At 60.6% G+C, this 17484-nt stretch carries 13 protein-coding genes; 5 read left to right on the top strand and 8 right to left on the bottom strand.

Annotation, left to right across the window (positions count from 1 at the left end):
• Positions 1-551 precede the first annotated feature (551 nt).
• The 5 genes from EDD77_RS03270 to EDD77_RS03290 all read left to right on the top strand — a co-directional run bounded on the left by EDD77_RS03270 (position 552) and on the right by EDD77_RS03290 (position 8807).
• Complete coding sequence (locus tag EDD77_RS03270) at positions 552-1595, top strand: 3D domain-containing protein (RefSeq protein WP_082669647.1); 1044 nt, start codon at positions 552-554, stop codon at positions 1593-1595.
• Positions 1596-2042: 447 nt separating this feature from the next.
• Positions 2043-2978: a magnesium transporter CorA family protein gene (locus tag EDD77_RS03275; RefSeq protein WP_058965862.1), complete on the top strand. Its 936-nt coding sequence runs from the start codon at positions 2043-2045 to the stop codon at positions 2976-2978.
• Between the two features lie 208 nt (positions 2979-3186).
• On the top strand, positions 3187-4587 hold the full coding sequence (cysS, locus tag EDD77_RS03280) for a cysteine--tRNA ligase (RefSeq protein WP_058965864.1): 1401 nt from the start codon (positions 3187-3189) through the stop codon (positions 4585-4587).
• Positions 4588-5154: 567 nt separating this feature from the next.
• Entirely contained in the window at positions 5155-8118 is a 2964-nt protein-coding gene (locus EDD77_RS03285) for a phospholipid carrier-dependent glycosyltransferase (RefSeq protein ID WP_058965866.1), read from the top strand.
• A gap of 431 nt (positions 8119-8549) precedes the next feature.
• Positions 8550-8807 (top strand): hypothetical protein, encoded by a 258-nt coding sequence (locus EDD77_RS03290; RefSeq protein WP_132587307.1) that lies wholly within the window; start codon positions 8550-8552, stop codon positions 8805-8807.
• Positions 8808-9193: 386 nt separating this feature from the next.
• Here EDD77_RS03290 and EDD77_RS03295 read toward each other — a convergent pair whose 3' ends face one another.
• From EDD77_RS03295 to EDD77_RS03330, 8 genes are read right to left on the bottom strand one after another with little or no spacing between them, the layout of a single operon-like run.
• Positions 9194-9802 carry a V-type ATP synthase subunit D gene (locus tag EDD77_RS03295; protein ID WP_058965868.1) on the bottom strand — a complete coding sequence of 203 codons (609 nt, stop codon included), beginning with the start codon at positions 9800-9802 and terminating at the stop codon, positions 9194-9196.
• Between the two features lie 33 nt (positions 9803-9835).
• Positions 9836-11260 (bottom strand): V-type ATP synthase subunit B, encoded by a 1425-nt coding sequence (locus EDD77_RS03300; protein WP_058965870.1) that lies wholly within the window; start codon positions 11258-11260, stop codon positions 9836-9838.
• 28 nt (positions 11261-11288) lie between these two features.
• On the bottom strand, positions 11289-13046 hold the full coding sequence (locus EDD77_RS03305) for a V-type ATP synthase subunit A (protein WP_058965871.1): 1758 nt from the start codon (positions 13044-13046) through the stop codon (positions 11289-11291).
• A gap of 11 nt (positions 13047-13057) precedes the next feature.
• Complete coding sequence (locus EDD77_RS03310) at positions 13058-13651, bottom strand: V-type ATP synthase subunit E (protein ID WP_058965873.1); 594 nt, start codon at positions 13649-13651, stop codon at positions 13058-13060.
• 37 nt (positions 13652-13688) lie between these two features.
• Positions 13689-13997, bottom strand: a complete 309-nt coding sequence (locus tag EDD77_RS03315; protein ID WP_058965875.1) for a V-type ATP synthase subunit F — start codon at positions 13995-13997, stop codon at positions 13689-13691.
• A gap of 35 nt (positions 13998-14032) precedes the next feature.
• The gene (locus EDD77_RS03320) at positions 14033-14491 is read right to left on the bottom strand and encodes an ATP synthase subunit C (protein WP_058965877.1); all 459 of its coding nucleotides are present in this window, start codon (positions 14489-14491) and stop codon (positions 14033-14035) included.
• A 42-nt stretch (positions 14492-14533) separates the two neighbouring features.
• Positions 14534-16492, bottom strand: coding sequence for a V-type ATP synthase subunit I (locus EDD77_RS03325; protein WP_058965879.1), 1959 nt, complete (start codon positions 16490-16492; stop codon positions 14534-14536).
• 12 nt (positions 16493-16504) lie between these two features.
• Positions 16505-17470: a V-type ATP synthase subunit I domain-containing protein gene (locus tag EDD77_RS03330; protein ID WP_058965881.1), complete on the bottom strand. Its 966-nt coding sequence runs from the start codon at positions 17468-17470 to the stop codon at positions 16505-16507.
• Positions 17471-17484 lie beyond the last annotated feature (14 nt).

Genomic DNA, 17484 nt, shown 5'->3' on the forward strand with positions numbered 1-17484 from the left:
CAATCCGAAACAGGGCACCTGAAACCCGGAGAAAAAACAGGGTGAAAAGGGCGGCAATTTCGGCCGGAAGAACCCGGTGAAGAAACGGAAAACGGAGGAAAAGAATGAAAATGCGAACAATTTTCATTACCGGACAAATTGCCCAAGATGGAATAAAAATTGTAGAAGATGTACAAAATCGAGGCAGAGGATTCTGTGAGCGGTGAAGGTGTTCGGTGTTGTACAAAAGGTGGTGATATTGATACAATCGTTTTGAATCTTAAGAAATCTTAAGAAAAAGGCCGAAAAAGCGAGGATTTTAAAAGAACCGGTGAACCGCAAATATATTTCGGCAAAATTTGAAAGCATGCGGCAAAAAACGGCGGAGCTTTCCTGTTTGACGGCCCCGCCCCGCTTTTGCTACAATGCCACAAGTGCCCGGAACGGCCGCATCTGGCGGTTTGCGAACAGGGTCATTGAAAGCAGGGCGCGGTCTGGCCCCATGTTCCAGGCCGCCGGCGGGCCGGTTTCCGGCCCCTATTGCCCACCAGCATGGAACGTTAGGAGATTGCATGATTACGATCATCAAAAAATTGCGCCGCCTGGTTCTGGCGGTGCCGGTCAAGGTCTGGGCCTGCCTGATCACCGCGGGCTGCCTGGCACTTACCCTGGTCGGCCTGCATCAGGCGCTGCATCTGGTGCGCATCACCGATTCCGAGGGCGCGAGCCAGGTGGTCATGACCCATCTGGACGATCCGCAGAAGCTGATGCAGCTGAGCGGCATCGTGGCCGAAGAGGGCGACGATGTGCACTACACTGCCTACAACGGCAATCAGGCCAGCCTGAACATCCAGCGGGCGGTGGATCTCACCGTCACGGCGGATGGCCAGACCCACGACCTGCGGCTGGTCAACGGCACGGTGAGCGACGCACTGACCGCCTGCGGTGTGGAACTGGGCGAGCACGACTACACCGAGCCCAGCCTGCACACCGCCATTGAGGACGGTATGAACGTGCAGGTGCACCGGGTGGAATACCGGGATACCGTGGTGGAGGAATCCATCCCCTACGAAACCGAGTATGTGTACACCAGCCTGTTCTACAAGAACCGGAATCGCACCCAGCTGGTGCAGCAGGGCCATGAGGGCACCAACCAGATCACCCACCGCGAGCGTGTGGTGGACGGCCAGGTGGAATCCAGCCAGGTAATCAGCGTGGTGCAGACTGTGGCTCCCAAAAACACCATCATCAAGGCCTATCAGGCCGGGGCGCCGGTTTCGCCGCTGGAAGGCCCTGAAGTGGTGGACGGTGTGCCCACCGGGTACACGGCGGTTTACACCGGCCGTGCCACCGGTTACAGTTCCAGCCGCGGGCGCGGTGCTTCCGGTCTGGGGCTCTACTGCGGCACCGTGGCCGTGAATCCGGCGCTGATCCCGTACGGTACAAAGCTGTACATCACCAGCACCGACGGCAAGCTGGTATACGGCTATGCCATCGCCACCGACACCGGCGCTTCGCTGCTCAACGGCAGCTGCCTGGTGGATCTGTATTACGACAGCTTCTCTGAGGCGCTGATGAACGGCGTGCAGGAAGTGAACGTGTATGTGATGGGCTGAGAGAAAAAACCATGAAACCGCGTTGGGGCGGCTGGCAACGGAGCTGGCTGCCCCAACGCATTTTTTATCTGCCGCCTTGCCCCAAACCGGGCCGAATTTGCCCGTTTTGGGGCGTTTTTGGCCTTTTAACCCGATTTTTACGGCCTAGCGCCAAAAAGCGGCGTTTTTTGGAGTTTTATGGCTTGACAAACCCGCCCGGCGGGCATACACTAATTGAGGGCCGATGGGCCCGCAACAAGATTTAATGCAAGGAGATGACAGCATGGACGGCGACCCCAGTAGATGTGTGGATCGTACTATCAGCGGAACCGGCCTTGCTGCCCTGTCCTGCATTCTGCGCTGAAATCATCGGCGGAGAACCTGCTTTTCGGGGGCGGCTGTAATGCCGTGCGCCGCAAATCTGGCCGGCCAGCGGGCCGGTACGTTTGAGAAAGCAGGTGTGTTTTTATGTTGAATATTTATCTGAGCGACAGTGGCCGCATGCTGGAGCAGGATCAGATCCTGCCCGGTTCCTGGATCAATCTGTGTGACCCCAACGAGAAGGAAATCGGCCGGGTCTGCGCCCAGCTGCATGTGGATCCGGATCTGGTTCGGGCCGCGCTGGACGAAGAGGAACGCAGCCGTATTGAGGTGGAGGACAACGGCCACATCCTCATCATCGTGGATACCCCCATCGTGCAGACCGAGGGCCACAGCTTCGTATACTCCACCATTCCCTTCGGCATCGTGCTCACCGAGGATAACATCATCACCGTGTCTCTGAAGGAGACCGCGCTGCCCCGCGCCTTCATGGAAGGCCTGGTCAAGGCTTGCAGCACCAAAAAGCGCAAGCGCATGGCTCTGCAGATGCTCTACCGTAACGCCAGCCTGTTCCTGTTCTATCTGCGTCAGGTGGACAAGGCCAGCACCCGCGTGGAGAACGAGCTGCACAAGAGCATGAAGAACAAGGAGCTCATTCAGATGCTGGGCCTGGAAAAGAGCCTGGTGTACTTCTCCACCTCCCTGAAGGGCAACGAGATCGTTCTGGAGAAGCTGCTGCGCATGGACTTTGTGCGGGATTTCCCCGAGGATACCGATCTTTTGGAGGATGTAATCATCGAGAACAAGCAGGCCATGGAGATGAGCAGCATCTACCGGGACATTCTGTCCGGCACCATGGATGCCTTTGCTTCCGTGATTTCCAACAACCTGAACATCGTGATGAAGCTGCTGGCCGCCGTGACCATTATCCTCACGGTGCCCACCATTGTGTCCAGCCTGTGGGGCATGAACGTGCATGTGCCCTTTGAAGAGAATCCCTTCGGGTTCGTGATCGTGCTGGCCATCGCCGTTCTGGCAACTCTGGGCGCAGGATTTCTGGCCCGCTGGAAAAAGTGGCTGTAAGCTGCGTTTTTCCCTTGTCATAAAACACAATGCCTCCCGATCCGCCCGGCGGATCAGGGAGGCGTTTTTTCTTTTGCACGGGGAGGGCGGGAATGCCGCAACGCCTTGCGCGGGCAGGGGAAAGAGGGTATAATAAGAGCAAGTTCTTAAAACCGAAAGCGTTCGGGTGCCATTGCCGCCCGAGCAAGATTAAGGAGTGCAAATCTTCATGCAGATCTTCAACACCCTCACCCGTAAAAAAGAGGAGTTCGTTCCTCAGAAGCCCGGCGAGTACCGCATTTATGTGTGCGGCCCCACCGTGTACAAATTCATCCACATCGGCAACGCCCGGCCCATGGTGGTGTTCGACACCCTGCGCCGGTATCTGGAGTATCAGGGCAACAAGGTGATCTATGTTTCCAACATCACCGATATTGACGACAAGCTGATCAAGAAGGGCCAGGAGGAGGGCGTACCCATGCAGGAGGTCGCCCGCCGTTATGAGGCCGAGTATATCAAGGACAGCGAGGGCCTGAACGTGCTGGCTCCCACCGTGCGTCCCCGCGCCACCGAGCACATCGAAGAGATTCTGGGCATCGTGGCCGACATTATCGAAAAGGGCTACGGTTATGTGGCCAAGAACGGCGACGTGTATTTCCGGGCCAAGAAGTTCAAGGAGTACGGCAAGCTGAGCCACCTGAATCTGGAGGATCTGGAGAGCGGCAACCGTGAGCTGCGCAGCCAGATGGACGACGATCTGAAAGAGGATCCGGCGGATTTCGCGGTCTGGAAGGCTGCCAAGCCCGGCGAGCCTGCCTGGGAAAGCCCCTACGGCCCCGGCCGGCCCGGCTGGCACATCGAATGCAGCGCCATGGCCCGCAAGCATCTGGGCAACACCATCGACCTGCACTGCGGCGGTCAGGATCTGATCTTCCCCCATCACGAGAACGAGATTGCTCAGTCCGAGTGCGCCAACGGCTGCACCTTCAGCCGCTACTGGATGCACAACGGCTTTTTGAACATCGACAACCACAAGATGAGCAAGAGCGCCAACAACTTCTTCACCGTGCGTGAGATTGCCGACGCTTATGGCTACGAGCCCATCCGTTATTTCCTGCTCACCGCCGGTTACCGCATGCCTCTGAATTACACCGTGGAGCTGATCCAGTCCTGCAAGGCCAGTCTGGAGCGCCTGTACACCTGCCGCGAGAATCTGGATTTCCTCATCAAGAACGCCGCCGAGACCGGCAGCGATGCGCTGGTGGAGAAGGCTGATGCTGCCAAGGCCAAGTTCAACACCGCCATGGATGACGATTTGAATACTCCGGATGCGCTGGCCGCCATCTTTGAGCTGGTGAAGGAGATCAACACCCAGGGCAAGGAAGCGTCCAAGGCTGCGCTGACCAAGGCTGCCGAGGTATTCGACGAGCTGACCGGCGTGCTGGGTCTGCTGTACAACCGCAAGACCAATGAAGTGCCCGCCGAGGTGATGGAGCTGGTGGAGCGCCGCGCCGCTGCCAAGAAGGCCAAGGACTGGGGTACTGCCGATGCGCTGCGCGCCCAGATCACCGAGATGGGCTGGCAGGTGGAGGACACCGCTCAGGGCCCCAAGGTCTCCAAACTCTCCTGATTTTTTAACGGACTCGACCGGCAGCGGGGCGCGGTACGTTTACAAGTACGCACCGGGTTTTCCTCAGCGATATACGCAGACTGCCTTTTTGGCGGACTCGACCGTTGACGGAGTGCGGTACGGTTTCCGGTACGCACCGGATTTTCCTCAGCGATATACGTAAACTGCCTTTTTGGCGGACTCGACCGTTGACGGGGTGCGGTATGTTTTCCGGTACGCACCGGTTTTTTATCAGCAAAGTATGCCGGCACCCTTTTTAGCGGATGCGGCTGCTGATAATCTGTAATATTACGTCTGAATTATACGGATTGTATGCAAAAGGGCCCTAAAAAGGGGTGGATTCGCTCAATCAGACATTTTGCCGGGTGTGGTGAAGCGTTCACCGCATCCGGCTTTTCTGTGCCCTTTTTTCGTTTTCACAGGAAAACCACACCCTTTCACAGGAAAACCACACCCTTCCCCTTGCAATGGATGGCAGGTTTTGGCTATACTGAACATAAGAGTGCCCACCTTTTGTGTGGGCCATTCCTGCGCGGCGCGGCCGCGTGTGTGCAAAGGAGAGAGATCATGGCAAACGCCAAATTATATGCCCCCAAACGCGCCCGGCGGCTGCCTGCCGCGCTGCTGGTGCTGCTTGTGTGCGCCGGTGTGCTGCGCTTTGGCCTTGCCCTTGTGACCGAGGGCTATTCCACCGACGTGGCCTGCTTTACTGCATGGGCCCAGCGGCTGGCGGATCTGGGGCCGGGCCAGTTTTATTCCCCGGATTATTTTGCGGACTATCCACCCGGCTACATGCTGGTACTCTGGATACTGGGCAGCCTGGGCAAACTTCTGGGCATGGATGTGAGCGGCAAGGCGTTTGTGCTGCTGCTCAGCAGTGTGCCTATTCTGTGCGATGTGGGGCTCACCGCTCTGGTCTGGCACATCGCCCGCACCCGTCTGGACGAAAAGCGGGCCATGCTCATTGCAGCTCTCACCGCCTTCTGCCCGGCCTTTTTGTACGATACCGCTGTCTGGAAGCAGGTGGACAGCGTGCCCGCCCTCTGTCTGGTGGGTGTGTTCTGGCTGCTGAGCAATAAAAAATACCTGCCGGCTGCTCTGCTTTACGGCCTTGCGCTGGCTCTGAAGCCCCAGGCTTTGCTGTTCGGGCCGGTGCTGGCTGTCTGCTTTGCGCTGCCGCTGTTCACCGGCCCGGCCGCTGAGCGTGGCAGAACCGTGGGCCGTGCTGTTTTGGGTGCTGTGGCTGCCGTGGCGGTGGTGCTGGTCTGCGCGCTGCCCTTCTGGAGCGACCAGCCCATGGACTGGCTGGTGGAAAAATACACCGGCACCGTGTCCAGCTACCCTTATGCCAGTGTGAACGGCTTTAATCTGATCACCCTGCTGGGCGGCAACTGGACCATGCAGACCGAGGGCGTGTTCGGCACGCCCATCACCTGGCAGATGCTGGGCAGTGTGGGCATTCTGATTGCCACTGTGGCCATGCTGTATCTGGCCTGGGTGAGCGTGCGCAGCGGCCGGTTCTGCCCCATGCTGCTGGCGGGCTTTTACGGCGCGGCTATCTTCTGTTTGAGCCACCGGATGCACGAGCGGTATCTGATTCCGGCGCTGGCGCTGCTGCTGGCGGCAGTGGCCCGCTGGGCGGATCGCAGGCTGCTGGCAGGCACGGCGGTGCTCAGCATGTCCACCCTTTTGAACCTGGCGCTGGTTCTGGCAGCCAACGGCACCGAGGATCAGTTCCTCACCAGCGATACCGCCCGCGTGATGATCGCCATCGTAAGCCTTGCCAATCTGGCAGGCACCGTGATGGTCTGGCTGGCCTGCCTGCGGCTGTGCCGGGGCGGTAAGGTCTGCCCGTTGCAGGCGTCTCCTGTACCGACGCTGGCCCCGCCTGCACCCCAGCCCCGCTGGAGCCGGTCGGAGCTGCTCTGGCTGCTGGGCGGCACCCTGCTGGTGGCGGTGGTAAGTTTGACCAATCTGGGCGATTTTACCGCGCCCCAGAACCCGGAGGTGGTGCAGGGCACCAAAACATACACCGTGCAGGTGGAGGGAGAGGCGACCAGCCTGTGGATTTATCCGGAGATTAACTGGAACGGGCAGCTGATTGTGACCGACAGCCGGGGCACCGAGCTGGTGAATCAGTCTCTGGATTACGGCAATGTGTTCCACTGGCTGTCCCTCCCGGTCACCGCCAACGAGAGCTACACCATCACCCTCACCGACGCCAGTGTGATGGAGCTGGCCTTTAAAAACGACGCGGGCGAGTGCCTGCCCGTTACCGGCGAAAGCGGGGCTCTGTTCGACGAACAGACCCAGGTGCCGGATACCATCAGCTACAAAAACAGCATGTATTTCGATGAGATCTACCATGGCCGCACTGCCTATGAGCATCTGCACGGCATGCCGGTGTATGAGACCACCCACCCGCCGCTGGGCAAGGTGTTCATCATGCTGGGCATCGCGGTATTCGGCATGACCGGCTTTGGCTGGCGTGTGGCGGGGGCGCTGTTCGGCATCGCTCTGGTGCCGGTGCTGTACCTCTTTGTGCGGCGGCTCACCCGGTCGCCCTGGTGGGCGGGCTTTGCGGCCCTGTTGGCCGGGCTGGATTTGATGCGTTATGCCCAGAGCCGAATTGCCACCATTGATATTTACGGCACCTTCTTCATCCTGCTGGGGGCCTATTTCATGCTGTGGTATTGCCAGAGCGTGCTGGAAAAGGGTGTGGATCAAAGCATCCTGCCCATGGCGCTGGCAGGCGTGGCCTTCGGGCTGGGCGCGGCCAGCAAGTGGACCGGAATCTACGCCGGAGCCGGGCTGGCGGTGCTGTATTTCGGTGTGCTGTGGGCCCGCTGGCGGCAGAAGAAGCCGAACTTCGGCCGGGAACTGACCGTGGCTCTTGTGGGCGGCGTGCTGTTCTTTGTGCTGATCCCGCTGATCATCTACATTGCGGCCTATCTGCCATACTGGTGGCGGGAAGGTGGATTCAGCCTGGGCGAGTGGTGGCAGTGTCAGCTGACCATGTTCAACTACCACAGCCAGCTGAAGAGCACTCATCCGTATGAATCCAATTGGTATACCTGGCCGTTCTTATTACGTCCTGTATGGTATTATTCCGCCAGTGGGCTGCCTGCGGGGATGCGGGGGACCATTGCGGGTATGGGAAATCCCATCGTGTGGTGGGCGGCGCTGGCCGGGCTGTGCGTGCTGGCCTGGCGGCAGATCAGCGGCCGGGCATGCCGGGCGCAGGGGAGTGTGCTGGTGCTGTATCTGGCGCAGCTGCTGCCCTGGGTACTGGTGACCCGGTGCACCTTCCTGTATCATTATTTCCCCAGCCTGTGGTTTGCGGTGGCGGCGCTGGTTCTGATGCTGGCGAAGCTGGATCGGGATCAGCCCCGGCTGGCACGGCGGCTGGCGCTGGGAATCCTGATTGCGGCGGCGGTGGTGTTCCTCTGGTTCTACCCGGCAGTGACCGGTATCCCGGTATCGGAAAGCTGGATTCTCTCCGCCCGCTGGCTCCCCTCCTGGTTTTTTTAACAACTCGACCGTTGGCGGGGAGCGGTACGTTTACGGGTACGCACCGGATTTTTTTGACGGACTCGACCGGCAGCGGGGAGCGGTACAGTAACCGGTACGCACCGGATTTTCCTCAGCGACGTACGCGAACACCCATTTTTAGCGGACTCGACCGTTGACGGGGTGCGGGACGTTTACGGGTACGTGAACACCCGTTTACGGACTCGACCGGGGCAGGCTGATTGCAGTGTAGTTTACCCGAATTTTCGTCGAAAAGCCCGGATAAAACCTTGTTTTGACCCTTGGAAAGCCCGGTTCTTCCTGTGCTATACTGTAAACTGGAACAAACAGAAAACCGACGGTGTATGGCTTGGTTTTGCCATGCGCCGCCGGTTTTTTTCTGCCTGTTTGTTCCCGGAAATTTTACAGAAAAACGAAGGAGGAAAACACCCGTGCGTTCCATGCCGAACCCCCTGTGCCCGTTGCGTTATTTCCATGTTGCAGATTTGAAACATGGAAACAACAGTTTCGATTCTACCAACCGCCGGATGCGTTGCTTGGAAGTGACGAAACCGGAAGAGCAATATAAGATTCCCAATAAGATACCCAAGAAGATTCCCAAAAAGATTCACACACACAAAGAAGCACCCCGCCCCAAAGAGCGAGGTGCAGGTGTGCGTTTAAACACTAACTGTAAATTCTTCTCCTGATTCAACGAACTGGATTGCGATCCCGGCAGGGGAAAAGGGATTTTGTTTCAAACCCTTGGAACCCGGCAAAGAACCAGCAGAGCACGCCAAAGGCAGTTAGCATTATTTTGCTGAGACTTACCCGGCATATATCGGGTAGCACATTCTGTCAATGGTCGGGCACGCCCCATGGGGGCTAGCGTACGTTGCTGAGGAAAATCCGGTGCGTACCAGTTACCGTACCGCACTCCGCTAACGGTCGAGTCCGCCAAAAAAATCCGGCGCGTATCGATTGCCGTGCCGCCCCCGCCAACGGTCGGGTCCGCCAAAGGCAGCTGGCGTATTTCGCTGAGGAAAATCCGGTGCGTACCGGTCAACGTACCGCCCCCCGCTACCGGTCGAGTCCGCTAAAAAGAAGATTTGATTACTTTGAGGCGGGAGAAATCCTCGCGTTCCTTTTCTTCCAGCACTTCGGTGATGTACTTGATGTTGGAATTGAACTGAGGAATCATGATGTTGCTCAGGGCGTTGGCCCGCTTCTGGGTTTTCTGAATGGCCTGTGCCAGACGGTATACGCTGCTCTCCACCTCGGCCAGCTCCACCGTGAGCCGCTTCACCTGGCAGAACTTGCGGTATGCCTCGTCCAGCTGGCTGTTGGTTCCGCCCAGACCATAATACAGGCTCTGGGGTGCGGTCTCCTCCAGCTTCACCATGGGCAGCTCCACACCCATCACGCTTCGCCAGTCCAGCGAAAGGCCGTTTTCCACTGGCACCGTGTGCGCAAAACCCAATACCACGCCCAGCGTCACATTGGCCAGCTGCAAAGCAGCATAAGCCTCCGCATAGGCCGCGGCGATCTGATCCTGAATGGCGGCGGCCCGGTCGATGAGCTGCATCATCTCGCGCACCAGAATGTTGCGCTTGCGGTCCATCAGCTCATAGCCCTGGCTGGCCAGCGCAAGGCTTTTCTGCTGCGCCATCAGGTTGCTTTTTGTGGGGAATATCTGCTGTGCCAAAACGCGGCCTCCTTTCTCGGTGTATTTGCCCGGTTACTCGGCGTCGTCGTGGAAAGCGCGGCGCAGCCCCAGCTCCCGCTGCTTCGGGTCGGTCTTGGGCTTGTAGTAGTGGTCCAGCAATACCTGATCCACACGATCCAGCTCTTCCTTGGGCAGCATGCTCAGCAGTTCCCAGCCAAGATCCAGCGTCTCCTCAATGGTCCGGCTGGTGTTGCCCTGACCCACGAATTTTTCCTCAAAGGCGCGGCCGAACTCCATCACCCGCTTGTCGCTGGGCGAAAGCTCCTCCTCGCCGATGACGCTGGCCAGTGCTTTGGCGTCCTGCACCCGGGCATAGGTGGCGAACAGCTGGTTGGCCAGTGGGTTGTGATCCTCGCGGGTGTAGCCCTTGCCGATGCCGTCCTTCATCAGACGGGACAGGCTGGGCAGCACGCTGATGGGCGGATACACGCCGGTGGCGTCCAGATTGCGATCCAACACGATCTGGCCCTCGGTGATGTATCCGGTCAGGTCCGGAATGGGATGGGTAATGTCGTCGTTGGGCATGGTCAGAATGGGAATCTGGGTCACGGAACCCTTCTTGCCCTTCACGATGCCCGCCCGTTCGTACAGGCTGGCCAGATCGGAATACAGGTAGCCGGGGTAACCCTTACGGCCGGGAATCTCGCCCTTGGAGGAGGAGAACTCCCGCAGGGCTTCGCAGTAGCTGGTCATGTCGGTGAGAATGACCAGAATGTTCTTGCCCAGATCAAAGGCCAGATACTCGGCAATGGTCAGCGCTGCTTTGGGGGTGATGATACGTTCCACGATGGGGTCGCCCGCCAGATTCAGCAGCATGACCACCCGGTCCATCACGTTGGCGGCCTCGAAGGAGCTCTTGAAATAATCCGCCACGTCGTTCTTTACACCCATGGCCGCGAACACAATGGCAAAATCCTCGCCGTCGGATACGTTGGCCTGCTTCACGATCTGCACCGCCAGCTCGTTGTGGCGCATGCCGGATCCGGAAAAGATGGGCAGCTTCTGGCCGCGGATCAGGGTGGTCAGCGCGTCAATGGCGGAAATGCCGGTGCAGATGTAGTTGCGGGGATAGACCCGGCTCACCGGGTTGATGGGCGCGCCGTTCACGTCCCGGCGGCATTCCGGGTAGATGGCGCCCAGGCCGTCGATGGGGCGGCCCAGACCATCCAGCGTGCGGCCCAGAAGCTCCGGGCTCAGGTCCACCTGCATGGGATGGCCGGTCAGGGTGGTGCGGGTGTTGGAAAGCGAGAACCCGGTGGTTCCCTCAAATACCTGAATCACGCATTTTTCGCCCTCGATCATCACGATGCGGCCGATGCGCTGGCTGCCGTCGTCAAGGCGCAGCACCACCATCTCGTCGTAGCTGGCGTTTTTCACCCCATCCAGAATCACCAGCGAGCCGTTGATCTGGCTGAGGCCAACATACTCTAAGAGCATGGTACAAATCTCTCCTTTCCGGCGCCGGTCATGGGCGCATGAGTTCGCCGATCTTCTGATCGATCTCGGCGGTATAATCGTCGAAAAGCTCCAGATGGTCGTTGGGAATGTCGTACTTCATCTTGACCAGCTTGCCGAACAGGCCGGTGCGCAGTACCCGGCTCATGGGCACCTGCTTTGCCACCAGCACCTGGCTCTTTTCGTACAGATGCAGAATCACCCGCATCATCTTCAGCTGCTTTTCCAGGCTCACATAGGTGTCCTGATCGTGGAAGAAGTTCTGCTGCAAAAAGCCCACGCGGATAACGCGGGCGATTTCAATGATCAGCTTCTGGTCATCCGGCAGAACGTCGGAGCCGATCAGCTTCACGATCTCCATCAGGCTGGTCTCCTGCAGCAGCAGGCCGGCAATGCGCTCGCGGCACTGCATGAAGTCCGGGCCCACATTGTCGTAGTACCAGGGGGACAGATCGCCCAGATATTCGCTGTAGCTGGTGTTCCAGTTGATGGCCGGGTAGTGGCGGGCGTAGGCCAGGGCCTTGTCCAGCGCCCAGAAGCAGCGGGTGAACCGCTTGGTGTTCTGGGTCACCGGCTCCGAGAAGTCGGAGCCCTGGGGGCTGACCGCGCCGATTACGGTTACCGAGCCTTCCTGGCCGCACAGCGCCTGTGCATAGCCGGCCCGTTCGTAGAACTGGGCCAGACGGCTGGGCAGATAAGCAGGGTAGCCCTCGTCGGCGGGCATCTCCTCCAGACGGCCGCTGATCTCGCGCAGAGCCTCGGCCCAGCGGGAGGTGGAGTCGGCCATCATGGCGGCATGGTAGCCCATGTCCCGGTAATATTCCGCCAGCGTGATGCCGGTGTAGATGGACGCCTCACGGGCGGCCACCGGCATGTTGGAGGTGTTGGCAATCAGCACGGTGCGGTCGGTCAGAGGCCGGCCGGTCTTGGGGTCGATCAGCTCGCTGAACTCGGTCAGCGCCTGGGTCATCTCGTTGCCGCGTTCGCCGCAGCCCACATAGATGATAATGTCCGCGTCGCACCATTTGGCCAGCTGGTGCTGGGTCATGGTCTTGCCGGTGCCGAAGCCGCCGGGAATGGCTGCCGCGCCGCCCTTGGCGATGGGGAACATGGTGTCCACCACGCGCATGCCGGTGATCAGCGGCCGCTGGGCGGGCATTCGGCGGGATACCGGGCGGGGGATTCGGATGGGCCATTTCTGGCACAGAGTCAGCACCCGCTCGTTGCCCCGGTCGTCGGTGAGCTTTACCACCGTGTCATTCACGGTGTAGCTGCCGTTTGGAGCCACCCAGGTCACGGTGCCGGATACGTTGGGCGGTACCATGCACCGGTGCTCGATGGCGGGGGTCTCGGGGCAGGTGGCGTAGATCTGGCCGGGGGTGAGCCGGTCGCCGGGCTTTGCCAGCACCGTCACCTCCCAGCGGGCGGTCTCGTCCAGCGCGGGGGCGGAGCAGCCCCGGCCGATGAAGGCCCCGCTCAGCTCTTCCAGAGCGGGCAGCGGGCGCTGGATACCGTCGTAGATGTTGCGCAGGATGCCGGGGCCAAGGGTCACGGCCAGCGCGCCGCCGGTGGAATAAACCGGCTCGCCGGGGGCAAGGCCGCCGGTCTCCTCGTATACCTGAATGGTGGCGGCGTCCTCGCTTAAGCGGATTACCTCGCCCACCAGCCGGGCCTCGCCCACATACACCATCTCCATCATGGAGAAGCCGGTCTTGCCCCGCACGGTCACAACCGGGCCGTTGATGCTATAAATGAGATTTTCTGCCAATTCCCTTCACCTCACAACTGTTCCAGCGCAATGGACATGCCGCAGGAGCGCAGGAACCAGTCCTTCTGGTTTTCCATGCGGATGTCCAGCGTGTCATCCGCCTCGGTGCTGCCCGCACGGGCCCGCAGCCCGCCCAGGCGGATGGTCGCGTCCGCCTCCACGGTGCAGTCGGCGGGCAGGTTCTGCCGGGCCAGCTCCAGATCCTGGGGCCGGGCAAAGAACTGGGCCGCGTCGCACCGGAGCAGCTTCAGCAGCCCGGCGGCGTTCTCCTTCAAAAACGGCCCATAATCAGGGCTGCTCACAAAGTTCGTGATCTCCTTTTCGCAGGCGGCGAACACTTCGTCTGCGATCTGGCCCCGGCGGCGGGCAAGCTCCGCCCCGGCATCCAGCACGCTCTGCGAAAGCAGCCGGTTGGCGTTCTCGGTGGCGCGCTGGGTCTCGTATTCCTCCATGCGGGCGGCCTTCTTTTCCGCCTCGGTTCGCTTCTTTTCCAGCTCGGCGGCGGTCTCGGCGTCGATGGCCTTCACGATCTCGCTGCGCCGGTGTTCGGCGTCCCGCTGAATGGCCTGCAGAAACTGCGCGGCCCGCTCGTTTTCGTCGATCATGGCTTACACCTCTTTTGGTTGGTTTGCGGTCATCGGGTTAAATCTTTACGCCGATGGCCTCCCGCACATAGCGGGTGATGCGATCCTTGCCCAGGGCCGAGCCGTGCCGGTCCGGAATGGCAAGAATCAGCGGGGCGTCCGGGGCCTGTTTGGCCTCGTTCACAATGGCCTCAAAATCGTCGGCAATTTTTTCTGTTACCAGAATCATGCCCACGTCCGGCTGGGCCAGCGCATGCTCCAGCGCGGCGCTCACCTCGTCGGCCTGATGGGCTACCACGCCCTCGATGCCCGCCAGCCGCATGCCGGTCTGGGTATCGGTATTGTCGCTGATCAGATAAAACCGCATGGTCTGCCCTCCCTTCGGGTTACAAAACCGCCGGGTCAGACCAGCTTGTTCAGGATCAGGATCGAGATAACCACGCCGTACAGGGCGATGGATTCGCCCAGAGCAACGAAGATCAGGCTCTTACCGAAGCTCTTGGGATCTTCGCTGGCGGCGGCGATGGCGGCGGGAGCGCCGGCGGCAACGGCCAGACCGCCGCCGATGCCGGCAAGGCCGGTAACCAGCGCAGCGGCCAGCAGGCCAAGGCCCATGCTCTCGTTGCTGGCGGCCTTTTCCGCAGCGGTCATCGCGGCGGTGGTAGTGGCGGCGTCCTCAGCGCTGACCGCAAAGGCGAAGCAGCCGGCAATCAGCATCACAACCAGAAAACAGCTCAGGTTGATGGCCAGGGTGCGCTTCACCGGCATACCGGCAGCAGAGCGTTTGGCCAGATAAGCGGCGCAGCCCATGATCAGGGCCAGGGGCAGCAGAACGAGCAGAGCGGTGATTACGGGATTCATAAATCATTACCTCCAAATAACTATCTCAAAGGCGGCGGGCGATCAGCCCTGCTGCGCCTTTTTGGTCAGGTCCACGCCCCGGAAGGGGTGGCCGCCGCCCTCGTAGCAGCGGCTGAACATTTCGTAAAATTCAAGGCGCAGGCCCTGAATGCCGGACAGCAGGCCCTCCAGCGCAATGATGAGGGCATTGCCCAGCACCACCACGATCATGTTGGGCGGGTCGCCCGCCAGGCTGAAGATGGCCATCATCATGGCCGCGTGCACGAACACGAAGGCGCCCACACGCAAAAAGGATACCGTGTTGCTGAAATAGCTCAGCACATATTCCAGCAGTTCAAACACATTCTGCATGCAGTAGTCGGCCCAGCTTTCCGGTTTCCAGTGGGGGTGGTGGTCCACCAGACCGATGAGCACCTCCTGGAAGAAGAGCACCACAAGGCCCGCCACCAGAATGACCAGCGCCACGCCGCTTGGCAGGAAGACGGGGCCCTTCATGAAGCCGCTCACCAGCGAAACGCCGGCGGCGTATACCAGCATGCCCACAAGGCCGTTGTTGGAGAAGATCGCCTCGCCCCAGTGCTTTTTGCGCACTGCCGCATACACATGCAGCAGCATGGCCAGGAACACCATGGCCACGCCGATGAAGATGGCGCAGATCAGAATGGGATTGATGGCGGCGGTGTCCAGCACGGAATGGGGGGCGCCGGGCCACCAGCTGATGGGCTTGCCGCTCCAGCCGAGGGCCTCGTATACCGGGTTCAGGGCCTCTTCAAAGCCGAACACCGAGCCGAACAGGAAACCGAACACCATACTGGAGATGCCGCAGGGCACCACCAGCCGGGCCAGACCGATCTTTTTCCACTTCCACAGCGCGAAGCCGCCGATGGCCAGCACCGCGCCCTGCCCCAGGTCACCGAACATGATGCCGAACAGCACCGTGAAGGTGATGGCCACAAAGGCGGTGATGTCCATCTCGCCGTAGCTGGGCAGGCCGTACATGTCCACAAACATCTCGAAGGGGCGCACAAACCAGGGGTTTTTGAGCAGGGTGGGCGGTGTGGACTCCTCCACCTCGCCCGGGTCGCTCACCGTGACCCGCATGTGGGGAATGGCTTTGGCCTTCTTCTCGAATTCCGGGGCCTTGTCGGCAGGCACCCAGCCCACGAAGAAGAAGTAGTTGTCGCGGCAGGCGGCGTAATGGCGCATGTCGAATACGCTCTGGTGCCATTTCAGCTGGCGGTAGATGTCCGCCAGCGGTTTTTCCTCTTCGGCCCAGTAATCGGCAGTGCGCCGGGCCACGTCCGCCAGCTTTTTGTCCAGCTCGGCCATCTGGGCATCCAGCTGGCTCACGATCTGGGCCGGGGTGCCGGTGGCGGCGGGCAGATGCAGCCGCTCGAAGAACAGGGTGGAGAAGATGCCGTCGATCTCGTCGGCGGTTTCCCGGGGGGTGAAATACAACCCCCAGTATCCGGCGGCCTCCTCGCCGCAGGTGACGAACAGCACGTGGGGGTTTTCCGCGTAGGCCACCGTCATGCGGGCGTAGCTGGCCTTGGGCAGAAAGCCGAACCGAATCTTGATATACTCGCAGCCCAGAATATCCTCCAGCGGCACGTCCAGCCCGGAGAAGTGGGCGAACTGATCCCGCTGCTGGGCCAGCTTGTTTTTCTCGTCCACCAGCGCATCCCGCTCGGCAGAAAGATCCTGCAGCTGCCGTGCCACCTGATGCACCAGTTCAAATTCCTCATCCCGGATGTGGCGGGGCTTGCCGGTGATGGCAGGCAGCTCGGTCTGCCCGGCCAGCCGGAACAGCTCCTCCATCTGCTGCACATCCGGGGTGTAGGGGTTATCCTCGCTCAGGGTCACATAGCCCAGCGAACCGGACATGTGCTGCACCGCGGGCTCGGGATGGAAATCGCCGTTCAGGCAGCAGGCTGCAATCAGCTCGTCCAGCTGAGGCAGCAGCCCGTCCACCCGAACCAGCTTCATTTTTTCAATGGCCAAGGTGTTCTCATCTCACTTTCGTTCGCTTCTTCCTGTTTCCTGCTCCCAGGCCCGGCGGGCCAGCACCCGGTCCGGCAGCAGATCCAGCTGGCCCAGTCCCCGACAGGAGGCTTCAAAAGCCGCCAGATCCGGCTGGCGCAGCCATACGCAGTAAAAGAACCGCTCGCCGCGCACCGCGGCGCACCGGCGCAGCTCCTCCACGCGGGCCCTTCGGCAGGCCAGCGCGTAAAGGGGAGCGGCCCAGGGCTTTGCCTGCTGCCACAGCGCCGACCGGTGATCCAGCGCGGCGGCCTTCTCGGCTTCCAGCAGCCGGATGTTCCGCTCCAGATTTTCCACGATCTGAGCCGGCGTGCCCGCCGCGCCCGGCAGATGCACCGGCTCGAACCGAAGCTCGGCCAGGATTCCGTCGATGCGGGCGGCCTCCACCATGGGGGCAAGGCAGACGCCCCAGCAGCCCTGTTCGTTCTGGCCGCAGGGCAAAAACAGCAGGCAGTCTTTGGAATAATCCCGCTGCAGCATTTCCAGCCCCCGCTGGGGCATGCAGCCGAAGCGTACCTGCACAAAGCGGCATTGCTCCAGCTGATCCACCGGCACCTCCAGCCCCGCGAACTGGCGGAACTGGTCGCTGCCGATGCGGCAGAGGGTGAGCTGGTCGTTTAAAAGCTTCAAATCCGCGTCACTCTCGGCCAGCTGGTGCTCCAGCTCCTCCAGCAGCTGGCGCTGCCGGGGCGAGAATTCCTCACAGGGGTGGGTCAGGGGCAGGGAATCGTCCCCGGCGTCCGCCTCCAGCCGGGCCACCAGCGCGGTCCAGCTTTCGTCCGTCTGTGGTGCCGCGTAGCCCGCAGCCGGGGTCATGTTGTCCAGCGCCCGGGCGGGGTGCACCGTGCCCTGATTCAGGCAGCAGCGCTCAAGAAAATCGGTCAGCCGGCCGATGGGCCCGTTCACCCACACCAGCTGCATTTTGGGTTCAAACAGCATCGCTCTGCACCTCC

The organism is Allofournierella massiliensis (assembly GCF_004345265.1).
GTDB classification, from domain to species: Bacteria; Bacillota; Clostridia; order Oscillospirales; family Ruminococcaceae; genus Allofournierella; species Allofournierella massiliensis.